The sequence below is a fragment of the Acinetobacter sp. WZC-1 genome, assembly GCF_052544965.1.
The window spans coordinates 182,716-208,253 of the sequence record NZ_CP199370.1 but is presented as its reverse complement, the minus strand read 5'-3'; the positions used below and the strand labels follow the sequence as shown (position 1 = coordinate 208,253).

Genomic DNA, 25,538 nt, shown 5'->3' with positions numbered 1-25,538 from the left:
CCGTGATTATTTGGAGCCCTTGATTCCTGCCTGTAACAGCAACGCCCCCAAACCACCAATTTTATTTTCCGGGGCCCTGGCTGGTTGTGGCTTATTACCCTGACGCTGTGGCCGGTCACCCTGTGGAGGACGTTTGCCCTGCGTTTTACGCTCACCACGCTGCTCACCGTTCTGTTCACGACGCGGCTGACGTGCTTTTGCAGGCGCTTCCGAACCTTCCGGACGCATGGACAGGTTGACGCGCTTGCGCTCTGTATCCACCTGTAAAATACGCACCTGAACAATTTGCCCCGGTTTCACCACTTTATGCGGATCGGACACAAATTCATTCGCCAGCTCCGAGATATGCACCAGGCCATCCTGATGCACACCGATGTCCACGAATGCACCGAAATTGGTGACATTGGTGACCACACCTTCCAGTTGCATGCCTTCCGTCAACTGTGAAACCTCTGTGATATCTTCACGGAATTTTGCAGTACGGAACTCCGGACGTGGGTCACGGCCCGGCTTTTCAAGTTCACTTAATACATCCTGAACCGTCGGCAGACCAAATTGTTCATCCACAAAATCTTCTGCTTTCAACTGACGGATAATTTCAGTATTGCCAATGATGTCCTGCACTGTCGTTGCTTTCGCAGCAACTATTTTTTCAACCAGGCCATAACTTTCAGGGTGCACCGCAGATGCATCCAATGGTTCAGTCCCCCCCTGAATACGCAGGAAACCTGCTGCCTGTTCAAAGGTCCGCTCACCTAAACGGGGCACACTTTTCAGCGCCTGGCGGTTATCAAAACGACCATTTTCCTTCCGGAATTCTATAATCTGCTGTGCAATGGTTTTGTTTAAACCGGCGATATAACCCAGAATGGCAGGCGATGCAGTATTGACATCCACACCCACCGAGTTAACACAGTCCTCAACCACTGCTTCCAGGGTTTTGGCCAGACCGGTCTGGTTGACATCATGCTGATATTGCCCCACACCGATTGATTTCGGGTCAATTTTGACCAGTTCGGCCAGTGGGTCCTGCAAACGGCGGGCAATGGAAACAGCGCCACGGATGGACACATCCAGTTCGGGCAGTTCTGCGGATGCCAGCTCAGATGCGGAATACACTGAGGCACCGGCTTCACTGACCGTGACACGGGTCATTTTCAGATCGGTATTGGCTGCCATCATTTCGGCCACCACGGCTTCCGTTTCACGGCTGGCCGTACCATTGCCAATGGCTATCAGATTCACACTGAATTCCCGGCAAAGACGTGCCAGTTCTGCAATGGAGCCTTCCTTATCATCTTTCGGTGCAAATGGATAAATGGTGCTGTGTGCAAGCACATCCCCCGATTCACTGACCACTGCCAGTTTCACTCCGGTACGAATGCCGGGATCCACCCCAAGCGTACAACGTGAACCTGCAGGGGCAGAAAGCAACAGATGACGCAGGTTTTCTGCAAATACATCCATCGCTTCGGCTTCAGCAGCCAGTCGCTTTTCCGTCAGCAGGGAGTGCTCAATGGTCGGGCGGACTTTCCCCAGCCAGAATAATTTTGCCGTCTGTTTCAGAAAGTCCTGACGGCTTTGTGGCTGTGTCTGATCCAGCAGATATTCAGTTTCAATACGTGTCAGTGGCGCTGCATCTTCACCATCCACCTTTAAGCCCAATACGTTTTCCTGACGACCGCGCAACATGGCCAGTAAGCGATGGGAAGGAACTTTATTTAAATTTTCCGAGAAATCAAAATAATCACGGAACTTTCTGCCCACTTCTTTCTTTTCATCACTTGCAACCAGGCTTTTCAATACCGCTGTTTTTGCAAATGTCGCTTTTAATTCTGTGGTCAGCGCAATATTCTGGGCCCATTCATCAATAATGATGTGCTGAATGGCATCCAATTGACTGTCCGGGTCAGCATAATCTTCGTGGCTGAAACCCGCCAATGCTTCTGCCGGATCAACCTGTTCCGTCAGAATTTTCTCTGCAATCGGAGCAAGGCCTGCCTCTTTTGCCTTAAATGATTTACTGGTCCGCTTTGGACGGTAAGGCGCGTAAATTTCTTCCAGGGCATTTTTAGTTTCCGCGGCATTCACCCGCGCCATTAAATCTTCTGATAATTTGTCTTGTTCTTTCAGGGATTCAATGACTTTTTCACGACGTTCATATAAATCACGCAAATACACCAGCCGTGTATCCAGCTGACGCAGCTGCGTATCATCTAAGCCCTGGGTGACTTCTTTACGGTAACGTGCAATAAATGGAACACTGGCACCGTCATCAATCAATTGAATGGTGGCTGCCACCTGCTCTGGACGTATGGCAAGCTCACTTGCCAATTGCTGAACCAAGTCAGTCATCGTGTTAATTCCACAAGGGTAAGGACTAAAAGTTACTGATTATAAAGACCGGGATCATAAAATCCACAATTGTTTTACATATTCACAGTGAAAAAACACCGGCAAATGAATTTTTCAACGACTTTATTATATCGCCTGATTCGACTGATTTACAGCACATCCAGCCATTCCGGCACAGAAAAGTACGGCAATGCCCACACTTCAATCAAAAATCATTTACAGATCAGTGTGATTTCAAAGTCTGTTGACCCTTCATAAAATATCACCGAAGCTTCAGACCCACAGGAACTGAAGATGTTGTTTTTTGGTTTCAAATATCGCTCAGAATTGTAATTTTGAGCAATTTGATACATAGTCTTAACAAGAACTTAGCCATTATACTGAGCGTAGCGAACGCCCATAATTAACAACTGAAGGGAGTGCATCATGAGCCTGGTCGTACCTGCTGAAAATACAGACACCGTACAGAATGAAATTGACCGTGTCGAACGCATCCTGGTGGTCGATGATGATGTGCGTCTGCGTACACTGTTACAGCGCTTTCTGGAAGATAAAGGCTTTGTGGTCAAGACCGCACACGATGCACCACAGATGGATCGTCTGCTACAGCGTGAGTTATTTTCCCTGATTGTGCTGGATTTCATGCTTCCTGTGGAAGACGGCTTAAGTATCTGTCGCCGTCTGCGTCAATCCGGTATTGACACCCCCATTATCATGCTGACTGCCCGGGGCAGTGACTCTGACCGTATTGCCGGACTGGAAGCCGGCGCAGATGACTATTTACCGAAACCATTCAATCCAAACGAACTGCTGGCACGGATCCGTGCCGTATTACGCCGCCAGGTGCGGGAAGTTCCCGGCGCACCCAGCCACAATGTTCAGGTGGTCTCTTTCGGACCGTGGTCACTGGATTTATCCACCCGCGCCCTGACCCGTGAAGGCCAGGTGGTGACTCTGACCACCGGTGAATTTGCCGTACTCAAAGCGCTGGCACAGCATCCACGTGAGCCACTGACCCGTGACAAACTCATGAATCTGGCACGCGGCCGTGAATGGGGTGCAATGGAACGTTCCATTGATGTTCAGGTTTCCCGCTTGCGCCGCCTGATTGAAGAGAACCCGACACGGTCACGTTATATTCAGACCGTCTGGGGAGTCGGCTATGTTTTTGTTCCAAATGGTGCAGAATAATTCCGGCGCTGACCGCAATATGCTGCATCCTCAATACAACCTGCATTTCACAGACCGGCAACCCGAACATTCAACTTACACAGGTTTTATCGTATCGCAGCGCCGATGAAAACCCTGCTGAGAAAACACGCTGAGAAGATTATATTGAGAAAATCATGCTGACGAATGCTCCGGAATTCTGCTCAGCCAGAGACAGCAACAGCATGCCATGGGGATGCAGTCATTGCATACTTACGCCCTGCAGAGAATTGACATCAGGATGAATCAGTGAAACTGGACTCTATCGACCCACAGGAATTTACAGAATCTGATAGCTATTCCGCAAAGAAACGTACTGGCTGGGAACGCTTCCTGGATAAGCTCAAACCACGTTCTGCAGCAATGCGGACCACAGTACTGGTCCTGTTCGTTGTGTTTTTCAGTCTGTTCATGTCGTTATGGTTCTTCTGGAAAACCCTGTATCTGCCGGAGATTCAGCAACATGCACGCTATCTGGTGATGGAACTTGAAATGGTCAATAATCCGGACCTGCGGATGTTTCACCGGGAAACTGAACTGGACATTGATGACTGGCTCAAACAACGGGTAGGCACCGAATATGTCACGAATCCAAAAGAGTTTCCGAATGTCAAGGAGAAGATCATTGCCGACTTCTTTACCAACCGCATTGAGCGTCAGATGACCAGGGAACTGGGACTGGAAGATGTCACCGTCTATTTCCAGTTCAAACCCAGCCCGCGGATCTGGGTGCAGACCCCTGAAATGCATGGCAACTGGGTTCGTGAATCTCTGAATACCTATGCCAATTACAGCCCTGAACTGATTCTTGGCTGGCTGCTGGGCATTCCATTAATTGCCGCCGCCATTATTTTAACCCTGATCAGACAGCTGAACCGTCCCTTACGCCGTTTGCAGAATGCAGCCAACAGCTACAGTAAGACCGGCACTGCGCCCTATCTGGAAATCAATCATGGTCCACAGGAAATTCGCCAGGTGAATCAGGCCTTCAATCATATGATTTATACGCTTGAACAGATTGAACGTGACCGGAAAATCATGCTGGCGGGTATTTCACACGACTTACGCACCCCTTTAACCCGCATTCGCCTGAGCGCAGAAATGATGCCGGACGAAGACTTTTTAAAGGAAGGCCTGATTTATGATGTCGAAGATATGGATGCCATTCTCAATCAGTTCATTTCCTATATGCGGGACGGCTCAGATGAAGAGTTGCAGCAGACCAATCTGAATACTTTATTACAGGAACTGGTGGTTCAGTTTAAACCGCTGGATATACACTTTGAGAAGCATGAATTACCGGCCATCACCGCCCGCTCACTGTCACTGAAACGCCTGATCGGCAATCTCATTAACAACGCCCGGCGCTATGGTGCAGAACCCATTGAAATTTCTGCCATAAAAGAACAAGACCGCATAAAAATCAGTGTTTCAGATCACGGTGAAGGCATTCCGGAAGATCAGATTGCCGAACTGATGCAGCCCTTCAGTCGTGGCGATTCGGCCAGGACCATTCAGGGCAGTGGCCTGGGACTGGCCATCGTCAAAAGGATTGTGGATATCCATCAGGGCGAGCTCTGCATTCAGAATCGCCCGGCCGGTGGCCTGGAAGCAATTATTTTCCTGCCGATCACCATTCCCGGACAGCAGGACAACACTCCATCCAATCCCATCCAGAAATTTAAGCAGAGTCTGAGCGAGCGCTTCTGATCTGAAAAACCACAGCTGCAACTGGTTTTATCGTTCCGGTCAGTGACATGCTCCCCATAAACATGACATAAAAAAGTGATCGCACTCACAGAACGGACTGTTTTTTTTATTGGCCGGTATCTTTACTGCTTAAAAATAAATCAAATCCAGATTAATCTGAATTCATCCCGTCAACTTCCTGGAACGCCATGTTCATTATTCGACCTTATCTGGATACAGACTTAGAAGATATCATTGCGCTGTGGGAACTTTGCGACCTGACGCGTCCGTGGAATAACCCTGAAACGGATATCTTCCGCAAAGCGGCGCAAAAGGATGGGCTGTTACTGGTGGCGGCCAGGGATGAACAGCTCATCGCAACCATTATGGGCGGATATGATGGTCACCGTGGCTGGGTCAATTATCTTGCCGTCCATCCGCATTGCCAGCGCAATGGTGTGGCGACCGCGCTGATCCAGCAGTTGGAAAAGCGCCTGATTGCACTTGGCTGCCCCAAACTGCAATTACTGATCCGCAGGGACAATATCGATGTGCAGAGTTTTTACGAACAGCTGGGCTATGAAGAAATTGAAGTCATCTGTCTGGGTAAACGGTTGATTGAAGACTAGGCTGAAATCAACCAATACCACATCGATTCAGTCATACCGCTTCAGACTTTCCCCAGTCGCAGCAGCACCGGGAATTCCACAGTCAGTTCCCCCGCATGGTTTTCCAGATGCTCAGCAATTGTCAGTAACGGATGCACCTGATTATGTTTCTGATAATGCTGAACTGCGGACCAGGTGGACAGGTATTTAAGTAACTGTGCCGCGGACCACTGATAATGCATATTCAGTACCGGCGCATGAATCTCATTAAACGGAAAGGGAATGGTTTGATAGGCCTGATCAATATAATGGCGCTCGGCATCCCAGTAATCCTTCAGCACATGAAAATATAACTGCTGAACCAGTTCATCAATATGCTGATTTTTCACACAGATCAAGCCATAGCCAATAGCTGCAAACAAACCTTCCGGTTTCAGTGTCCGTTTCACTTCCCTGTAAAAGGCATCAAAATTAAACCAATGAATCGCCTGCGCAACCGTAATCAGATCAAAACTCTGATCTGCAAATGTGGTCTGCTCTGCCGATTGCACCTGATAGCTGACATTTTCAAAATAAGGGGCTTGCTGCAACTGACTGGCGCTCAGATCGGTTGCCACAATATCGTCGAAATAAGGCACCAGTAACTGAGTAAACTGTCCTGAGCCGGCGCCGCAATCCCAGGCAAAATTATGCGCTGGAACGTATTTGAGTATTTCCTGAATGACAGACTGTGGATAACCCGGCCTAGCCTGCTGATAAATCAAACTGTGATCTGAAAATAAATCCTTCATTGTTTTTATTAAAACTGTTTTTAAGCATCAATCATAATGATATTTTTAACATCTATTGTAGTTTTTTGTCTGACAGACGGATACTGCGTTCCGAAATCATCAGAAAAAATATCGCTGTTGTCACTGACTTCTGTTTTTTATCGCCTGTTTTTTATGGGCTTTTACTTTCATAGCGGCAAAAAAAATCCCAGACCTATGCTGAGAGTTTTTAATATGGTGGCGAGACCCAGGATCGAACTGGGGACACACGGATTTTCAATCCGTTGCTCTACCGACTGAGCTATCACGCCAATGCGGTGTATTAAGCCGTATATGAAAATATTAGTCAATATAAATCATGCCCGGTTGATTTAATCGGGTAAATTTTACCCAAAAAAAAATCCCTGATGGGATCAGGGATTGAAAACACAAAATGATCTTCAATAACGTCAATAAAAATAATATGGTGGCGAGACCCAGGATCGAACTGGGGACACACGGATTTTCAATCCGTTGCTCTACCGACTGAGCTATCACGCCAATGGCGCGTATTAAACAGTTTAAAGTCCGGTTCGTCAAGCCCTGAATGACGGAATAATAAGGCAACTGCCCATTTTTTACCGGACCCGCACGCCCTGCAATCAATTCATTGCCCAACAGATCATCTCACAGCTTAAATCCTGCCAATATGCGCCAGACAACGGTGAATTGCACCGCATCCCGGTTCAAAGACGGTCACCTGTTTTTGTTCCTCCATGCGACAGGCTTCTTCAACCAGCCGTTCTGCCACACCACGTCCACGATTGGCAGGATGCACCACAATATACTCCAGCACTTTGGCCTCACCCTGTCCGGTACACCACATTGCAGCAATAATTTTTGTATTAAATTCTGCGGTATAAAGTACAGTATACTGTGTCAGGCTTTGTTCGAGTTGTTCAATGGCATCCTGCCCATCACCGAACTCCGGACTGGTATCATACAACCGCTCAAGCTGGTCACGGATTTCTTCACTCTCCAGTGAAGTTCTGGCATGTACAGTAATAGGCATTGATTAACACTCCATAGCAATCTAATATGCGATAATTTCGTCATAACGAAAACATTTTAATCATCATTCTTGACGTTTTGAGGAACCTTTCCATGACGCAACGTATCAGTGAAGTGGTCAGAAACACCAGCGAAACCAGCATCCGGGTTCGGGTAAATCTTGACGGTACAGGTCAGGGCACTCTCAATACAGGTGTTCCCTTTTTAGATCATATGATTGATCAAATCAAGCGTCATGGCCTGTTTGATATCGATATTCATTGCGATGGCGACCTTGATATTGATGACCACCATACAGTGGAAGACTGCGGCATCACGCTGGGACAGGCCTTTGCTCAGGCACTGGGTGATAAAAAGGGTTTACGCCGTTATGGTCATTTCTATGCTCCACTGGATGAAGCCTTAAGCCGGGTCGTGGTGGATTTGTCCGGTCGTCCGGGCCTGTGGATGGATATTCCATTTACCCGTGCCCGTGTCGGTACCTTTGATGTGGATCTGTTTTCTGAGTTTTTTCAGGGTTTTGTCAATCATGCCTTAATGACCCTGCATATTGACAACCTGAAAGGTAAAAACAGTCACCACCAGATTGAAAGCGTATTCAAGGCATTTGCCCGGGCATTGCGTATAGCCTGTGAAGTTGACCCCCGCGCTGAAAATACTGTGGCTTCAACCAAGGGAACCCTGTAATGACCCGGATTGCCCTTCTTGACTATGGCATGGGAAACCTGCACTCAGCAGCCAAGGCGCTGGAGCATGTTGGCGCACGTGTGGATGTCACCAATGACCCCGGCATCATTGCACAGGCAGATAAAATTGTATTCCCCGGTGTTGGTGCCATGCGTGACTGTATACAGGGTATGCATGAAGCCGGCATTGATGAAGTGGTCCGTAAAGCGGCCTTTAATAAACCTATACTGGCCATCTGTGTCGGTATGCAGGCCTTAATGCAGCGTTCCGAGGAAAATGGCGGAACAGATGCGCTGGATATATTCAAAGGCACTGTACAACACTTTCCGGATATGCAGGGTTTAAAGGTTCCGCATATGGGCTGGAATCAGGTGCATCAGGCACAGCCGGAACATCCTCTGTGGAAAAACATTGCACAGGATACCCGCTTCTATTTTGTACACAGCTATTATGTTGCGCCTGAGGATGCACAACTGGTCGCTGCCACCTGTGACTATGGACTGCAATTCTGTACAGCCATTCATCAGGAGAATCTGTTTGCCACCCAGTTCCACCCGGAAAAAAGCCATACCGCCGGTCTGCAGCTACTGAAAAACTTTGTGGAATGGAACATCTGAACATGCTGTGGGTCAATCCGGCCTGCTGAAACAGGCCTTTTGACTGTTCCAGGCCGGATGAATCAAGCCCTTTTATTTTATAAAAATTTTAATTATCATGCATATGGATGATATACAAAAAAGACAAACTTTTAATAAGGAATATGAAAAATGAATTCAACTGTACCAGACAATGATTCACCCCTGAGTGCCAAAGGACGATTTGGACGACTGTCCTATCTGGGCTGGAATCTGCTACTCGGATTCTTTATATTTTTACTGGGAGTTCTTGCAGCTTTTCTGATCCCCAACTTTGCTAACCCACCAACAACCCCCACCATTCCCAATACATTTTTAATCATCGTATACATTGTTATTCTTTATTTCAGTCTGATCTTTGCCATCCGTCGTTTACATGACAGGAATCACAGTGGCTGGCTTTCACTGCTCATCATTTTGCCCTTAATTAATTTGTTCTTTTTAATTTATCTATCCTGTGCAAAAGGTGATGAAGGTACAAATAATTATGGCGCACCCCGTATTACCCGGGGCTGGGAAAAAATACTGGCCTGGATTTATATTATCGTTGTCCCAGTCTTTCTTTTATTATCAGCAACACTGGGCATATCCGCCTATAAAAACTATATTGAACAGGTCCAGCAAATGCAAATGGAATAAAATATCAACCAAGCCGAATGGTCAAATGAATATGCGTTTTTCATCTGAAAGGCGCATATTTTCAGGTGTTATTCCCTGGTGACAAAACCACCCTCCAGCGGCTGTACACTGATCTTAATTTCAGCTTTCAGATTCAGGGCTGCATAGCGCGCCTTAATTTCAGCCATCAGCTGCTCGACCGATGCATCCTGTAAATGCACTGCATTGTCCGGCTGAATATGTGGGGCATCCTGATCTGCCGACTTACGGCCTTTTCCTTCCAGAATCCAGCGTTCAGTCACCGCCAGGAAGCGGGCCAGTTCCATTAAACTCTGGGCAGCCGGTACAGTGGAGCCATGTAACCACTGGCTGACCGTGTCCCTGGAAACTTCCAGTGCGTTGACAATATCAATCTGTTTCAGGTTTCTGTCCTGAATCAATTGTTTTAATCGTTTCGCGCCTTCCACAAAGAGATCATCGTCCTTCTCGTTCATCAGGAATCCACCATTTTCTGTATTTTCTGCAATCAATCAGCCTGAATACACTACCACCATTCACCGGGCAGCAGCCATAAGCAATGACCGAATTACATCAATTCTGATGAACCGCTCAGGCCGGTATTCAGCGGAATCGACAAAACCTGCAACTGATGCTTAGAGATTTGCCAATACTTTGCTAAGATGACCACAATAACATCATAAGATTAGGCAAGGAGCGAAAGCATGCTGATCATCCCTGCAATTGACCTGAAAGATGGTAAATGTGTCCGCCTGAAACAGGGCCGTATGGAAGATGATACTGTCTTTTCCGATGATCCTGTCGCCACTGCACAACACTGGGTCAATGAAGGCGCCCGCCGTCTGCATCTGGTTGACCTGAACGGCGCATTTGCAGGTACCCCCATTCATAAACCCGTGGTTGAAGCCATTGTGCTGTCACAGCCTGAACTGCCCATCCAGATTGGTGGCGGCATTCGTTCCATGGAAACCATTGAGCATTACCTGGATGCAGGCGTGTCTTTTGTGATTATTGGCACCAAAGCGGTCAAAGAACCCGAATTCGTTGAAGAGGCATGCAAAAAATTTGCCGGTCACATCATTGTCGGCATTGACGCTATGAACGGCATGGTTGCAACCGATGGTTGGGCCAATATTACCGAGGTCAAAGCCACTGAACTGGCAAAACGCTTTGCTGATGCCGGTGTATCCAGTATTGTCTACACAGATATTGCACGTGACGGCATGATGCAGGGGGTCAATGTGGAACAGACGGTCAACCTGACCAACTATTCCGGCTTACCCGTTATTGCCTCCGGCGGTGTGACCAGTCTGGATGATATCCGCAACCTGCAGGGACACCCGGGTATTTTGGGTGCAATCACTGGCCGGGCAATCTACGAAGGCACACTGAACCTGCGTGAAGCCCAGCTGATTCTGGACGAACAAAGCCTATAAACCAGGATCAAATGCAAAAAAAGCCCTTCATCTGAAGGGCTTTTTTTATGCTGAGAAATCAGGCATTGGTCCATGGCTGTGCCGGAGAGCCAATCCAGGCTGAATGCGCCGGGATTTTCTCGGCTTTCATCACCAGCGTCAATGGTCCAAGCAGGGTTTGATCGGCAACCTCGGCACTATAGAGCACAATACTGCGGGAATGGATGGTGACATGACTGCCGATCCGGACATGGCCAATTTTCATGATCCGGTCTTCAAATAAATGCGTCTGTGGCCCACTGAAACTGTTCAGTTCGGTGTAATCACCAATCGAGATACAATCAAATTCGGTCATATCGGCTGTGTCCAGATACACATGTTTCCCGATTTTCACCCCCAGTAAACGCAGGAGTATCGGTAAAAATGGCGTGCCCCGCAAATAATTCAGGCAATTGGGAATGGCAATGGCTTCATAAAGACTGGTAATCCCTTCACTCAGCCACACAAACATGGTCCACATGGGCACTGAACGTTCCCGGTAACGACCAATCAGCAGCCATTTCATCAGTACAATCATCAGAAAACTGCCGGCACCATACAATACACCCGCCACGGCCAGCGCCAGTCCGCCATACAGCCATCCCTGACTGACCACAATATCAATGACTGAGAGCACAATCATATAACCGACACCAATAGCAAACGCAGAAGGCAGCACAATACGCAGGCCTTCAATGCAGCCCCGCATCAGACGGCGCCATATGCCTGGCCTGAAGGTCAGATGTTCAGGATAATCCGCTGCCGTCTCACGGGCAGGCAGACGCAGTGCCGGAGAGCCAAACCAGGTTTCGCCACTGTTTAATGGCTCGGTTTGCGGAATTTTCGACTGAACCCCAATCAGCACACCATCAGGCAGTGTGGTGCCATCTGCAATATAGGCACTGTTGCCGACAAAACTGCGATGCCCAATAACTGTCGGTTGCAGAATCATCCAGCCGCGGGTAATTTCTTCATCGCCCAGCATCACTGCATCGGCAATGAAGCTTTCATCCCCCAGCGTCAACAACTCTGGAACCACACCGGTCGCCGTGGACACTTCCGTATCCCTGCCGACTTTTGCTCCCAGCAAACGGAACCAGGCCGGTGCATAAACGGTTGCAAATAAACTATGCAGGGTCTGCAGACTGGTTTCCAGAATCTGGGTTGCAAACCATTTACGGTAATAGGTGCCGCCATGCAGCGAATATGTACCGGCCTGTAGCCCTGGCAGAACAATTTTACGCAGTAAAGCGGCGAAAAGCGCGGTAAATAAAATCATCAGGCCACTTGCCGGAATCGCAAGAATAAAATACTGCAGTGCAATCAGGGCATGATCAGTGGTTGCCGGAACGTTAAAATAGTGAGCATCCAGCCAGTCCACCATAATAAAACTCGGGAAGATCGGAATGAAGAACAGACAGGCAATGATAATGGCGCTACAGGCATAATAGAAGAATTCGGCCATTTTGCGTGATCCGGAAACATGCTCCCGTGCCAGTAAGCTGGCAACATTCAATTCACGGACATAACGGGCAGGCGCACCATCCCACACCTGATAAGCCGGTATGGTTTTCCCGGCAGGCAATGCAGACAGGGCCTGCAGGTGCGCATAGTCTTCCAGGCAGGTATTTTCCTCAATCACACTATAGGAACCGACATAACTTTCCTTTTTCAGGGTCATGCTCCCAAGCACCAGCCAGCCCTGTTCAACCTTGGCATTTTCCAGGTTGACCTGGGAACCAATACTGACACCGTCCTCAATGCTCAGCAGACCGGGCATGCGAATATTGACCGAACCAATATTGACGTTATGGCCAATTTTTGCACCCAGTGCCCTTAAATACAGATTATTGAGTGTGGAACCGGCCAGCAAATATACCGGGGCAATGGCCGTCAGACGGTCAGCCAGCCACCATCTGAAATAGACGCCACCCCATAGCGGATATTTACCTGCCTGAATCCCCCCCAGCAACAGTCGTCTGCAAGCAATCGAAATGGCAAAACTGGCCACAATACTGATGATGTAGACGCCCAGGGAAATACCAATCGCTGCCGGAATACTGTCTCCCGGGCTGCCGGTAAAGTAGTGATAGGTAAAAAACGGTGCCAGCCACTGTAAAATCGTCAATGCAATTAAAACCGGAATCACCAGTAATTGGGCAAAACCACAGCTTATACGATGCAGAACATTAACCTCAAAGGCACTGACTTCCCGCATATCCTGCTGTCTAGCCTGATCCAGCATCAACTGACTGATGGCACCAACCCGCCGGGCCTGATAAATATTCTGAATGGTGATCTGTCCGTATTGTGGATGTTCACGCAGTGCAGAGGTCAGTACGGCTGCCAGCAGCGAGTGTCCACCCAGATCATCAAAAAAATCTGCATTGAGCCGGATGGCCTGATTCGGAAAAATTTTTCTCAGTGCTGCAAATAAAATTTCTTCCGCCTCATTCTGCGGTTCGTCTGAAAGCTCCTGGTCCACCTGTTCAGTCAGTGCAATTTTACGCAGGGCATTACGGTCAATTTTTCCGGAAAGTAAGCGTGGAACCTGTGCCACAATTTCAAAGCGGCCAGGAATCATATAGGCAGGCAGCCGTTCTTTCAGCAACGCCCGAATCGGCTGGACCTGAATCTGACCAGCATGCTCCTGATCCGGTACAATAAACGCAACCAGCTGATCCATGTCATCTTCACGGCGCAGCACCACCGCAGCGGTACCAATGCCGTCCTGATCACACAATGCCGCTTCAATCTCGCCCAGTTCAACCCGGAATCCCCGGATTTTCACCTGATCATCAGCCCGCCCCAGACACTGAATCTGGCCATGCTCATCCAGCCGGGCCAGGTCACCGGTCCGATAGAGTTTTTTCTCATCCTCATTTTCAGCCCAGCGGTTTTCAATGAATTTTTCATTAGTCAGCTCAGGCCGGCCCAGATATTCCCGTGCAACGCCAGGACCAAAGATACACAACTCACCGGTCTGTCCCTGTTCGACAATGTCCAGCTGGTCATTCAACACCAGCATACCGTAGTTGGGCAATGGCGTCCCGATGGTGACCGGCTGGTCCTGGCTCATCCTGGCGAGGCTGGCGGTCACCGTGGTTTCTGTCGGACCATAGGTATTGAACATTTCATGGTGCGGCAAGGCCCAGCGTGCCACCAGTGATTCGGGGCACATTTCCCCGCCTAAATTGATGATTCTTAAACCGGGAACATCCTCCGGGAATAATGCCAGCAGCGTAGGAACTGCATGCAGTACGGTAATTTTTTCCGCCTGCAATGTGTGGCATAGCCGCTCCGGATCCGTCACCAGTTCTTTCGGTGCGATCCATAACGTCGCACCCACCAGATACGACATCCAGATTTCTTCAAATGACATATCAAAGGCCACCGAGAAGCCCTGATAGACCTTGTCTTCATGTCTGACACCCAGCACTGCATTCTCTGAACGCAAAAAATGGCAGATGTTACGCTGTTCAATCACAATCCCTTTGGGTTTTCCGGTAGAACCTGAGGTATAAATCACATAGGCCGGATCAGTCACAAACGCCCTTTGCTGTATTGGTGCCTGCTGCATAGGTTGATTCAGGGCGTCAACACGCCATACCGGCTGGTTCAGCCCGGTCAGCAGCTCAGACCACGCCACACTGGTGACAATCCCAACGGCCTGAGCATCATCCAGGCACACCTGAACCCGGTCGACAGGAACGTCCATATCAAACGGTAGCCAGGCCGCACCTGCCTGACAGATACCAGCCTGGGCAATCAGCAGATCGGCGCCGCGGGGAACCCATAAACCGACAATATCACCGGCCCGGACGCCCAGCTGTATCAGTTGCTGCGCGATCTGATCTGCCTGGCACTTCAGTTCGGCATAACTGACGTTTCGGTCCTGATCAATCAGGGCAATATGATCCGGATAACGTGCTGCTGTTGCATCCAGAATATCGGCAAGCACTTCCGCCTGCATAAATTCCGGTTGTTGCTGACCACGAATAATAGAGGAGACATGAATAATTGATGTCATATTGATTTCCTGGAACCTGCATTCAATACAGCCGGACCTTCATTCTGGTTCAATAAAAATGGCAGGAATCCGGCATGAAATTCCTGTCGGCATCAGTTTCAACAGTCCCCTGTCGATCCACGGGAACAGATCATCAACTGATGGAACGGAATAACGTTCCAGGATTTGTCTTTTTCATTCAGGCCTGCTGCTTCAGATTTCAGTATGCTGGTCATTTCTTAAAACATAATTAAGAATTGGATACAGACTATTAACGGCGGTTTTCCATGACTTATCATCATTGTTATACGCTATATCAGCGCCGCTTCAGCACAGCCGGCGCCGTTTAGAAACGCAGCAGATTCAAAGGGGAAATTAACCACAACAACAGTAAAATATTAAAAAATATACTGCACATATACATCTTACGAAAAGGCTGCTTGTGGGTTTTATGCCTTAGACGCTGCTGAGCAAGCCATGCAGCAGGCCATCCGCCCAGAAAAGATAAAAGATGCAATGTCTGTTCGGGCACACGGCGGCGTCCCTGCTGTGCTGCTTCCTTGTCCTGGGCATAGAACCAGTACGTCATGACATTAATCACGCTGATGAATAACAACACGATGCCATTTAACAGGCCTGTCGCCGTTAAAACCCCGAGTGCAATGATATAAATCACCGCCAGCACCTGTATGGGCTGCATTTTTCCCACATGTGAAGAAACAGATTTCGCCGGCGGTGATGATGCATTTCGGGTCTGTGAAGCCTTTAAATATGACACCTGTATGGCCCGGTAACGCCCTGCGCCATCCACCTGTACGGCATATTCCAGTGCACAGCCGACAATCGGGCGTGGTCCGGGACGGGAGAAATCCTGAATATGCAGGAATACCCGACCTTTCGTAGTATCATTCGGCTGAATAAAACCATAACCTTTGTCATCAAACCATTCGATGAGCCGTCCCTGATCACGCATTGTTCTGTCCCGTCAAGCTGTTACAAATTTCAGTCGTTCAATCAGCATATTACGCATTTCCAATGGGTTTTTCTGCAAAATATCATCTCCCATACGCCCTTCTTCAGCATTTTTCTGTGCCACCTGCATACGCATCAGCCAGAATCGGCAGGCAGACATCGCCAGATAAACTTCCAGACAGGATTTTTCATCCTCTGTCAGACAACGTACGGTTTCATAGGCTTCAAGAAAAGCCTGCGCCCTGACTTCATTCAGGGACACATCCGGATATTCAGTACAGAAATCATTCAGGGTAATGGCAATATCAAACAGAAATTCGTCCTGATTCAATTCATAAAAATCGAGAATGCCATTCAGGTGGTCCCCTTCAAACAGGGTATTGTCCCGAAACAGGTCGGAATGTATAAAACCCTTCGGGCGATCCGGGTAAACGGAGGTCAGGGCGTCAAACAGTCCCAGCACTTCGTTCAGCAGGGTTAAATCAGCAAAATTCAGCGTCGGTTTCAGCTGTGCTGCAACCTGTAACCAATAGGCATGATTACGGTATTCTGCCCGCTCCAGTGGAAAATCCTGCAATGCCAGATGCATCTGCGCCTGCGCAATGGCAATGCTCCTGGTTTGCTGCACCGTAGCCGGAACCGGATGATGGCCCATCAGACGCGGTGCGATCTGCGCCGGTTTCTGTTTCAGTACATGAATGGCCTGACCGTCATATTGCAAGGGTACAGCCACCGCCAGCCCCTGCCGGCCCAGATGCTCCAGCACCGGCACCAGCTCTCCGGCGCCCTGTTCGTCCATATTTTCAAATAAAGTCAGCACAAACTGAGTGCCGTTATCACAGACAAGAAAATAATTGGTATTCTGAATACCTCCCTGAATTGGATTCAGTGCCGTCACCGTTAAACCGTAGGGTGCTGCAAAAACCTGAACTTCCTTTAAACTCAAAGTGGTATAAACCGACATGGAAAACCTGCGAAAAAACTTACCTAAGTTTGATAGAATAACCGCTCCCACCACCAAGGTGTAGCACTAGCGTGGCTGAGTTTCATAATCGACTGTTATTTCTGGAAAAAATTATGCTTGCTAAACGTATTATTCCCTGCCTGGACGTAGATAACGGTCGTGTGGTGAAAGGGGTGCAATTCCTGGATATCCGTGATGCAGGTGATCCGGTCGAAGTGGCACGGCGCTATAATGAACAGGGCGCAGATGAAATCACCTTCCTGGATATTACCGCCACCTCCGGCGAGCGGGATACCACCTATCGGACCGTGGAACGCATGGCCGAAAGCGTTTTCGTTCCTCTGACAGTCGGTGGTGGTGTACGTAAAGTGGAAGACATCCGTTTACTGCTGAATGCCGGTGCCGATAAAGTCAGCATTAACTCAGCTGCCGTGTTTAACCCGGAATTTGTCCAACAGGCTTCCCAGCGCTTTGGGGCACAATGTATTGTCGTTGCGATTGATGCCAAACAGACCGCAGACAATCGATGGGAAATCTTCACCCACGGCGGACGTAAACCAACAGGAATTGATGCCATTGAATGGGCTGTAAAAATGGCGGATTACGGTGCCGGAGAATTACTGATCACCTCCATGGATGCCGATGGAACCAGAGCCGGTTATGACCTTGGTCTGATGCGCCAGATCAATGACCGGGTCTGCATTCCCACCATCGCATCCGGTGGCGTGGGTAATCTGCAGCATCTGGCCGATGGCATTTTAGAGGGCGGTGCAGATGCCGTACTGGCGGCCTCAATTTTTCATTTTGGTCAGTACAGCATTCCAGAGGCAAAACAGTACCTGACTGAACAGGGCATTGAAATGCGGCTGTAATCCAGCCCCAGAAATGGACGATGCCAATTCACTGACATTTAGCGATGAATTGGCTTACGATTCAGTTCAGTTCGATGAGCGATTAAAAGATCATTTATAAACAATGGAACTTACACAAAATTCAGAACCGTTCCATATTTTACTCACATTTTAAAATTACATCAGTTGGAAACTGGCTTAGGTAATATTGGAATTCTTCAGCAATCTTTTTATTTTTATTACCTACGACCTTCTCCTCTTTTATCAACTCCATTTCATTTAATTCTGTTGTCTTTTCTTTTGGTTCTGCCATTAATTCCTGTAACTCTTTATCATCTTCAGTTCCATAACTTACAATCCCATTTACATATTTATATGTAGAATGATTAGTTGTTTTTAATTTTGAGCTTTTAAAATTAAAGTCATATGTTTCCTTACCATAACTACTAAATAGCTCCACGCTAAGTTTACATGAATGCGTATTTTTAAATATTTTAGCAACTCCTCCTTGATCACTTATCTGTTTATCAACCAAATTCAGCTCAAAAATTTTTTCATTAGCACGACTTGACTTATCACTTTCAGGAGAAGCCTTAATATCTGAAGAACCACAACCAAATAAAGTTAAAAGAATACACCCTAAAAAAAAATTATTAAAAAACAAAATTATTTACCCCTTAATTTACTTTACTGTATATTGAACTTTCATTGGATCACCTCCAGCATTTTGTACAGCTTGCCTCAACTCACTCATGCTCTTTCCAACGTTTAATTCAAAATGAGGATTATCTTGTTTCTTTCCCTTCCAATCCCCTCCCCACATTAACCCAGCAGTTTTTCCTGTTTCACCAATCACTCGTAATATTTTTACATTTTTTGCATCAACCCCCTTCCCTGCCATATGTAATTTTCCATCCTCCCATAGAGGAAATACATCTACAGCTAAACCAAAATTGTGATTACTTTCACCTCCACGGGCGTATGTTACTATTGGTCCTTTTTTTGTCCGGCCTTGAGCATATAGTGCATCCTGCTCAGCATAAGTTCTAAAGGATTGAACAATAACCAACTGTATTTGGTGTTTCTTATAAACTACTTGAATAAGTTTTCTTATCCGATCTTGTGCTTGAGGATGAAGCTTGCGAATATGCCTTTCATTACGTTCTGAAATTCTGGAGCTAGCAGGTACAGGAGATTCCACTTTTGCTACAGGTGTTTTTTCCTTATTCTTTGATGCATCTTGTTTTACTGTCGGAGGTCTAACAGGCTTGTTCTCTTCTTTTTTCTTCTCAGGCTGTGATTTAGATACCGCAGATGCTACTTTACGGTCATAAACTCTTAATTTTTGATTTTGGCTCAATTTATCGCTGTTTAGCCCGCTTAATTTCTTAATCTCATCAACTGTATTACCAGTCAATTTAGCAATCAACGATAGAGTATCTTTTTGCTGAACAACAATAATCTTCGTTTTTTCTTGCTGACTTGGTTTTACTGGCTGTGGTTTTGGCTTACTTTCAGGTGGTGGCGTTGGTGTTTCTGATTTTTTGGGAGGGAGCTTTAGAATTTGACCGGCACGAATATCTGTATCATCCTTGAGGTTATTAATTCTAACCAGTTCATCAATAGTCGTAGCGTTATCAACAGCAATTCGCCCTAAATAGTCGCCCTCAGCAACAATGTATGTCGATCTGACGTATGTACCTGTTGCCACATCTCTGGCAGAAAGACTTAGCCCTTTAAGTAATACTTTTGGGCTACGGACAATAAAAACTGTTTTTTCACCAATGAGTCGTATTTTAACTTTGGATTTATACTCTCCAGAAGTAATACTTCTAACCCGAACATCAATAACTGTACCGACAGGACGTTTAACCCAGACAGATTCACCACTGGCTGGAGTAACATAATCAGAGATTAACGTTGGGCCTACCCAGAGTTGATGAACTAAACCCTTAATCGGCTGATCAAGCGCATCCAGGAATTTAATATTTGCCAGACAATCCATCATTATATTTCTTCCTCATCTTCTGGATCATGATCTTGCCCACAAGCACTACAAACATGCTCTATTTCTTCTAAATCTTCATCATAAAATAAATCGTAAAAACCCCACTTATTGGTAAGTGTTTTGATTTCATTCACAATAGGTAAAGTGGGAGTTTCAGCCTTAACTTTTCGTCCATCTTCAAAAACATATTATCCCGCCTGGTATAAAGTTTTTCCGTTAGTCGATATTGTTATACCCTGATCATCAATTACAATACTGGAACCACCTGCCATTATTATTACTCTATGTGTCGTTATTCACTTAACATAGCATAAAACAAAATCCTGAGGAATCTATATGATCATATCTGCCTGCCCATTACCGCTTCATTCAACGCAGATTGGCGCAATAACCTGACAATTGAATTGAAAGGATTATTTCTGTGCACCAATGACAATCAAGGCATCGCAGAAACTTACAGCGCAATAAAAAAGCGTATTCAACATCTGAATACACTTTTTTTGCCATGAACAACGGCCCAACTGACAGGTCAGCAGAGCGCTGATTCAGGCCACCGAATCAACCCGATGACTCTCTTCTGCACGGCTCTCTTGCTGATCACTGATTTTTTGTCTCAACTTTGGGGGTATTTTTTCCACCCATCTGACCGGAAAATACTGTTCCACCCACCTGGACAGCCAATTGGCCAATGGCTGCGGCAGATGGATCCCCAATGGATTCTGTTCCTTTAAATCTGCGGAAGATACCACCCGGGTTCCGAGCAGATAGTCAAACCAGGGTTTGGTCACACACCAGTTGGCGTCCTGATTCGAATTCATATGATGATCATAATGCCACGGAATTTTCTTACGTGCCCAGTCCGGTTCCAGATGCGCGCGGCGATGGATATAATAATAATTACCGGCACTGTACAACACCCCTGCCGCCATGCCTTTTGACAGTGGATAAAAGCCTAAACCAAATACACCGGCGGCCACAACCAGCGATATAATCTCATTTTTTGTCCGCCAATTGGAAATTCCTTCCACATAGCCGTCATCATGAAACTGCTGCTTACGGACTTCACGGTGATGTTCCCAGTGCGACTTCATACTATGTGGTATCGGGCTATAGCGTGTTTGCCCGGGCCGATGCGTGCCATGCAGAATATATTTATGTGCAAACCATTCAAAACCATTGGCCACCACCAATCCGGCCACAAAACCCTTTAACATATCGGTATCTCCATATTCCTGTGATTTAATCTAACTGATCCGTACAGCGGGGTATTGACTTCAGATTTATTTTATATTGACATATTGCGACAGACATTCATCTGAAATCTGTGTGATCCAGGGGAATATACAGCCCAGTAGCGCTTGTTGCCTGTCCCGGAAAATGCTAAAAATAAGCAGATCGCATTACAGACCTGCATTTTACGACAAGGGCAAAGACTTCCCACATGCAGCAATTCAAGGATTATGCAGGCTCTGTCTATGGTGGCCTTGGACATTTACTTTATGCCTACTGTCAGGCACACGGTTTACTCATTTGTGAAAAATTACAGCAGGTTCAGAATCAGGAACGTTTTGAATTCAGCCTGTGGCGTGAAATACTCGATGATATTCATCGGCAGACCCGGCATACTGCGCTGGGCCTGGACATTGCGGAGTCTGTACAACCCAGACATCTGGGCATCATTGCCTATATTGCCCAATCCTGCGATACCCTGGGCGAAGCACTGAGCCGCTATCATGATTTTCATCGGCTGATTTATGATGGTAGCCCCCTTCAGGTTGAAGCCCGGGGCGACTATCTGTCCATACGCTGGCAAGCGCTTCCTGCCCATTTAGCCACCCAGATTACCGATGAAATCGCTATCGCACTGATGGCGAAGTTTCTGCAACACGTCATGGAACTGGAGGATATCCGGATCCACGAGGTCAAATTTATACATCCGGCCCCCGAAGACGTACTGTTTTATGAACGCTATTTTCATTGCAGGGTCAGGTTTTCCCAGCCACAGAGCGAACTGATCTTTCCTGCCAGTGTACTTTTGATGCCGATCAGACATGCCGACCAGACCCTGCAGAAATTACTGATGCAACAAGCCACCACACTGCTGGAAAAATTGCCCCACAGCACTCAACTGGATGAACGTCTGCAACAGAGTATTCTCAAGGGTTTACAAAAAAACAACCATCAGATCCAACAGATTGCTGAGCAAATGCATCTGTCCGTGCGGCAGCTGCAACGACACCTGCAACAACAGAATACCACCTATCAGCAACGGGTCCAGCAAGTCCGGCAATTACTTGCTGTACAATATTTACAGGACCCGCACCTGAGTCTTCAGCAAATCGCCCTGTTGCTCAATTATTCGGAACAAAGTGCTTTTCAGCGGGCATTTAAGTTATGGACAGGACTCACGCCGTTGCAATGGAGACAGCAAAATATTGCTTAATTGTATCTGACATGGGTTTTTCTTCCAATATGAATAAAATGTAAATATATCATTTGATATTTCTGATAAAAACAACTTAATATATCACAATAAGAGAAAATGCATGAATAAATATCTTGCAGAACTCGCGGGTACTTTCTGGCTCGTGTTTGGTGGTTGTGGCAGTGCGGTGTTCGCTGCAGCATTTCCAGAACTCGGTATTGGATTTGCTGGCGTTGCATTGGCTTTCGGTTTAACGGTACTGACCGGCGCTTATGCATTAGGCCATATTTCAGGCGGTCACTTTAACCCGGCAGTCAGTGTAGGCCTGTGGGTCGGTGGACGTTTTGAAACCCGTGATCTTGTACCTTATATTATTGCCCAGGTGGCCGGCGCCACACTTGCAGCATTCATCCTGTTCCTGATTCTCCAGGGCAAGGCTGACTTTACCGGTGTCGGTGCTTTTGCCAGCAACGGTTTTGGTGAGTTATCACCAGGTCATTATTCACTGACATCTGCATTAATCATTAAAGTGGTGCTGACCGCTTTCTTCCTGATCGTCATTATGGGAGCAACGGATAAACGTGCACCCGCAGGCTTTGCACCCATTGCCATTGGTCTGGCATTAACCCTGATCCATTTAATCAGCATTCCTGTCACCAATACCTCTGTAAACCCTGCACGCAGTACCGGTGTGGCACTGTTTGCAGAAACTGCTGCCCTGAGTCAGCTGGGCCTTCTGGCTTGCCCCGATTGTCGGTGCCATCATTGGCGCGCTGATCTATAAAGGCATTGCAGGAGAATCCAGCCGCTGATTGTCCATACAGAGAAAATCAGTCCAAAGAGAACACTTTCGCATCAGATCAGTCCGTTTCTTAACGGACTGATCTGATTTTACAGAATGCATTTTTACGTTTCAGATGGGATAACCAAACCCTGACTTTCCATGTAAGCCATATGAATTACCGGTTGTACTCACAATCAGGCACAGGCAGATCACATGCAACAATACATGTGTCTGCCGGTTCATTCAGACTGCACTTACAGCCCGATGAGACTTCCCGACTTAATTTATTTGGCAAAATAATCTGCCACCAGCATTTTAGCTGCGTGCCGGGCCATTGCCTGTGTAGGCGCATTGGTATTACCGCTGCTGATGTTCGGCATAACTGAGGCATCAATGACACGCAACTGGTCAATTCCCTTAACCCGCAAATGCATATCCACCACAGCATGTTCATCACGACCCATCCGGCAGGTTCCAACAGGATGCCACATTGTGGTCACCACTTTTCTGGCCCACTCTGCAATTTCCTCATCTGACTGAACAGACGGCCCCGGAGAAACTTCTTCTTCAACAATACCCGTCAGTGATTCCTGTTGAAGAACCTGACGGATCTGCTTAACCGACTGCACCGCTTTTTTCATGTCGTCTTCATCACTGAGAAAAGCCGGATTGATCAGTGGCATGGAGGTTGGATCTCCATCCGCCAGGCGAACCCATCCACGACTTTTCGGTTGCAGCACCACCAGTTCCAGGGTGATCCCTGAGCGTGAACCCGTAGGACTTAAACCATCTTCGGAAATAATTGGAACGTGATAGCATTGAATGGTCGGCTCAGCCTTGAAGTCTTCCGGGTCCCAATAGGAAACGGTTTCAACACCATTACCGGATGCCGGACCATCTTTGGTCAATATATAACGCACGCCTGATTTTATCGCCCCCATCCCATGTGCTGCACTCTGGTATCCCAGATCACCCTTGACATAGGAACTGACAGGAATCACCGGATGGTCATGCAGATTTTCACCCACACCCGGGGCGTCCACAATCACTTTGATATTGAACTGGTCCAATTGTTCCTTTGGCCCAATACCGGAATGCATCAGGATTTTAGGCGTATGTAAACTGCCCGCACTCAGAATCACCAGTTCTGCATGAATTTCACTGCGCTCCCGGCCATCCAGAATTTCAACGCCGACTGCCCGCTGATTTTCAATCAGCACCCGACTGACCAGGGTATCGGTCAGTAAAGTGACCCGCCCACTCTCTATATGACGTCGTAAATGCGCCTCGACAGCACTGCAACGGCGCTGATTTTCAACATTGGACTGTACCGGGGCCACACCAATCTGGCTTGCACCGTTATAATCCGGGTTATAAGGCAGACCGAATTCCTGAAATGCCTTTAGACAGTACTGATTTAACTGATTAATGCCTTTGGGCACCTGTACCGCCAGAGTACCCTCAATACCGTGATGTTCGTTGTGAAAAGTATCGTTTTTTTCCTGCTCAATAAAGTTTTTCAGCATGGTTTCATAGGACCAACCGGCTTCACCACCAGTCGCCTGTTCCCAGCCATCATAATCACGCTTTTGTCCACGTACATAGCACATGGCATTGACTGAGGTGCCACCACCCAGAATTTTCCCAGAGCGGTATCTTCGTGCCTGACCATACAGTGGTATGGTGTCGTACGGCCATACATGCTTATCATGAGCAAGAATATTGCCATAACCTGCCGGGATATGAATTAAGGGATCCAGATCCCTGGGACCAGCTTCGATCACGCCAATACTGGCTTCCGTATTTTCTGCCAGATAACCTGCGACGACACAGCCTGCCGCACCACTGCCAACGATCAACACATCAAATTTTTGGTCAGACATTTTATGAGCTTCCATATAAGCGAATACTTTTACTACAAAGTCATGGGATTAAAGTTGTTTAGAATTACTCTAATATTAAAGAAAATAAAATACGTATAAGAATTGTTCAATTGCCCTGAAAAATGAAGACAATAGAATAATCAATGCCACTTTCCAATTGAATTTTAAAACTTTTCACTGCAATTCCACCGATTGTATGTTCAAGGCAGATGACTTTAATATAAATTAAAAATCACAGGATTTGTATATTTTTTAACGCTGTATTTAAAATATCTTAACGGGCTCATTGTCTGTGTGCCAGAACCGCTTATCAGATAGGCTGGTTTGTATAGCCACACGCTGTTTTTGGAAGCTTTGTTGACAAACTCATCTCTAAAGGCCTATTTACTCAGGCGGACCTCACCCCCCAAATTGTCACTTAAATTTGGGGCCCCAGGGTAACTTTAACTTTTAAATCTTTGTACAACAAAGCCGATCTACATTACTAAACTAAAAGGCTATGCCATATGGCTCAGCAAAGCTTCTCTTATTCGGTTCCATACGTAACAG

General features: G+C 47.1%; 21 protein-coding genes, 2 tRNA genes and 1 pseudogene. 10 read left to right on the top strand and 14 right to left on the bottom strand.

The genetic code is table 11. The features are described from left to right. Positions 1-6 precede the first annotated feature (6 nt). Positions 7-2,355, bottom strand: coding sequence for a Tex family protein (locus ACT6PV_RS00990; RefSeq protein ID WP_445114670.1), 2,349 nt, complete (start codon positions 2,353-2,355; stop codon positions 7-9). 426 nt (positions 2,356-2,781) lie between these two features. Here ACT6PV_RS00990 and ompR point away from each other — a divergent pair, with 426 nt between their 5' ends. The 3 genes from ompR to ACT6PV_RS00975 all read left to right on the top strand — a co-directional run bounded on the left by ompR (position 2,782) and on the right by ACT6PV_RS00975 (position 5,882). Continuing rightward, entirely contained in the window at positions 2,782-3,546 is a 765-nt protein-coding gene (gene ompR / locus ACT6PV_RS00985) for an osmolarity response regulator transcription factor OmpR (RefSeq protein WP_445114669.1), read from the top strand. A gap of 267 nt (positions 3,547-3,813) precedes the next feature. Further along, positions 3,814-5,274, top strand: coding sequence for an ATP-binding protein (locus ACT6PV_RS00980; protein WP_445114668.1), 1,461 nt, complete (start codon positions 3,814-3,816; stop codon positions 5,272-5,274). 188 nt (positions 5,275-5,462) lie between these two features. Next, positions 5,463-5,882 carry a GNAT family acetyltransferase gene (locus ACT6PV_RS00975; protein WP_445114667.1) on the top strand — a complete coding sequence of 140 codons (420 nt, stop codon included), beginning with the start codon at positions 5,463-5,465 and terminating at the stop codon, positions 5,880-5,882. A 41-nt stretch (positions 5,883-5,923) separates the two neighbouring features. On the opposite strand, the gene ACT6PV_RS00970 is transcribed toward ACT6PV_RS00975, so the two are convergent. The 4 genes from ACT6PV_RS00970 to ACT6PV_RS00955 all read right to left on the bottom strand — a co-directional run bounded on the left by ACT6PV_RS00970 (position 5,924) and on the right by ACT6PV_RS00955 (position 7,682). Next, positions 5,924-6,652 (bottom strand): class I SAM-dependent methyltransferase, encoded by a 729-nt coding sequence (locus tag ACT6PV_RS00970; protein ID WP_445114666.1) that lies wholly within the window; start codon positions 6,650-6,652, stop codon positions 5,924-5,926. A gap of 214 nt (positions 6,653-6,866) precedes the next feature. After that, positions 6,867-6,942 (bottom strand) — tRNA-Phe (locus ACT6PV_RS00965). A gap of 153 nt (positions 6,943-7,095) precedes the next feature. Next, positions 7,096-7,171: transfer RNA gene (locus ACT6PV_RS00960), tRNA-Phe, on the bottom strand. A 133-nt stretch (positions 7,172-7,304) separates the two neighbouring features. After that, entirely contained in the window at positions 7,305-7,682 is a 378-nt protein-coding gene (locus ACT6PV_RS00955) for a GNAT family N-acetyltransferase (protein WP_445114665.1), read from the bottom strand. Between the two features lie 92 nt (positions 7,683-7,774). On the opposite strand from ACT6PV_RS00955, the gene hisB reads away from it, so the two are divergent. The 3 genes from hisB (at position 7,775) to ACT6PV_RS00940 (ending at position 9,642) form a co-directional block, all read left to right on the top strand. Then, entirely contained in the window at positions 7,775-8,368 is a 594-nt protein-coding gene (hisB, locus tag ACT6PV_RS00950) for an imidazoleglycerol-phosphate dehydratase HisB (RefSeq protein ID WP_445114664.1), read from the top strand. Continuing rightward, on the top strand, positions 8,368-8,985 hold the full coding sequence (hisH, locus tag ACT6PV_RS00945; RefSeq protein ID WP_445114663.1) for an imidazole glycerol phosphate synthase subunit HisH: 618 nt from the start codon (positions 8,368-8,370) through the stop codon (positions 8,983-8,985). The genes hisB and hisH overlap by 1 nt, the downstream gene beginning before the upstream one ends. Before the next feature lie 150 nt (positions 8,986-9,135). Beyond that, on the top strand, positions 9,136-9,642 hold the full coding sequence (locus ACT6PV_RS00940; RefSeq protein ID WP_445114662.1) for a DUF805 domain-containing protein: 507 nt from the start codon (positions 9,136-9,138) through the stop codon (positions 9,640-9,642). Positions 9,643-9,710: 68 nt separating this feature from the next. Here ACT6PV_RS00940 and ACT6PV_RS00935 read toward each other — a convergent pair whose 3' ends face one another. Then, a complete protein-coding gene (locus ACT6PV_RS00935; protein WP_445114661.1) occupies positions 9,711-10,115 on the bottom strand; it encodes a helix-turn-helix domain-containing protein in 405 nt (134 codons plus the stop codon). Positions 10,116-10,343: 228 nt separating this feature from the next. Here ACT6PV_RS00935 and hisA point away from each other — a divergent pair, with 228 nt between their 5' ends. Further along, positions 10,344-11,075, top strand: coding sequence for a 1-(5-phosphoribosyl)-5-[(5-phosphoribosylamino)methylideneamino]imidazole-4-carboxamide isomerase (hisA, locus tag ACT6PV_RS00930; protein WP_445114660.1), 732 nt, complete (start codon positions 10,344-10,346; stop codon positions 11,073-11,075). 58 nt (positions 11,076-11,133) lie between these two features. Here hisA and ACT6PV_RS00925 read toward each other — a convergent pair whose 3' ends face one another. The 3 genes from ACT6PV_RS00925 to ACT6PV_RS00915 all read right to left on the bottom strand — a co-directional run bounded on the left by ACT6PV_RS00925 (position 11,134) and on the right by ACT6PV_RS00915 (position 17,038). After that, entirely contained in the window at positions 11,134-15,123 is a 3,990-nt protein-coding gene (locus ACT6PV_RS00925) for a Pls/PosA family non-ribosomal peptide synthetase (protein ID WP_445114659.1), read from the bottom strand. Between the two features lie 325 nt (positions 15,124-15,448). Beyond that, positions 15,449-16,075 (bottom strand): DUF1294 domain-containing protein, encoded by a 627-nt coding sequence (locus ACT6PV_RS00920; protein ID WP_445114658.1) that lies wholly within the window; start codon positions 16,073-16,075, stop codon positions 15,449-15,451. A 12-nt stretch (positions 16,076-16,087) separates the two neighbouring features. Beyond that, positions 16,088-17,038, bottom strand: a complete 951-nt coding sequence (locus ACT6PV_RS00915; protein WP_445114657.1) for a homoserine kinase — start codon at positions 17,036-17,038, stop codon at positions 16,088-16,090. A gap of 113 nt (positions 17,039-17,151) precedes the next feature. Here ACT6PV_RS00915 and hisF point away from each other — a divergent pair, with 113 nt between their 5' ends. After that, positions 17,152-17,910, top strand: coding sequence for an imidazole glycerol phosphate synthase subunit HisF (gene hisF / locus ACT6PV_RS00910; protein WP_445114656.1), 759 nt, complete (start codon positions 17,152-17,154; stop codon positions 17,908-17,910). 139 nt (positions 17,911-18,049) lie between these two features. On the opposite strand, the gene ACT6PV_RS00905 is transcribed toward hisF, so the two are convergent. The 4 genes from ACT6PV_RS00905 to ACT6PV_RS00890 all read right to left on the bottom strand — a co-directional run bounded on the left by ACT6PV_RS00905 (position 18,050) and on the right by ACT6PV_RS00890 (position 21,111). After that, positions 18,050-18,553: a hypothetical protein gene (locus tag ACT6PV_RS00905; protein WP_445114655.1), complete on the bottom strand. Its 504-nt coding sequence runs from the start codon at positions 18,551-18,553 to the stop codon at positions 18,050-18,052. Positions 18,554-18,571: 18 nt separating this feature from the next. Continuing rightward, positions 18,572-19,894: a LysM peptidoglycan-binding domain-containing protein gene (locus ACT6PV_RS00900; protein WP_445116980.1), complete on the bottom strand. Its 1,323-nt coding sequence runs from the start codon at positions 19,892-19,894 to the stop codon at positions 18,572-18,574. Between the two features lie 2 nt (positions 19,895-19,896). Then, positions 19,897-20,031, bottom strand: coding sequence for a hypothetical protein (locus ACT6PV_RS00895; protein WP_445114654.1), 135 nt, complete (start codon positions 20,029-20,031; stop codon positions 19,897-19,899). 411 nt (positions 20,032-20,442) lie between these two features. Then, positions 20,443-21,111 (bottom strand): hypothetical protein, encoded by a 669-nt coding sequence (locus ACT6PV_RS00890; RefSeq protein WP_445114653.1) that lies wholly within the window; start codon positions 21,109-21,111, stop codon positions 20,443-20,445. Positions 21,112-21,338: 227 nt separating this feature from the next. On the opposite strand from ACT6PV_RS00890, the gene ACT6PV_RS00885 reads away from it, so the two are divergent. Beyond that, positions 21,339-22,340 (top strand): AraC family transcriptional regulator ligand-binding domain-containing protein, encoded by a 1,002-nt coding sequence (locus ACT6PV_RS00885; RefSeq protein WP_445114652.1) that lies wholly within the window; start codon positions 21,339-21,341, stop codon positions 22,338-22,340. Between the two features lie 103 nt (positions 22,341-22,443). Beyond that, positions 22,444-23,134 (top strand): annotated as a pseudogene (gene aqpZ / locus ACT6PV_RS00880) (aquaporin Z). Between the two features lie 256 nt (positions 23,135-23,390). Here aqpZ and ACT6PV_RS00875 read toward each other — a convergent pair. Next, complete coding sequence (locus ACT6PV_RS00875; protein WP_445114651.1) at positions 23,391-24,989, bottom strand: GMC family oxidoreductase; 1,599 nt, start codon at positions 24,987-24,989, stop codon at positions 23,391-23,393. Positions 24,990-25,538: the final 549 nt, after the last annotated feature.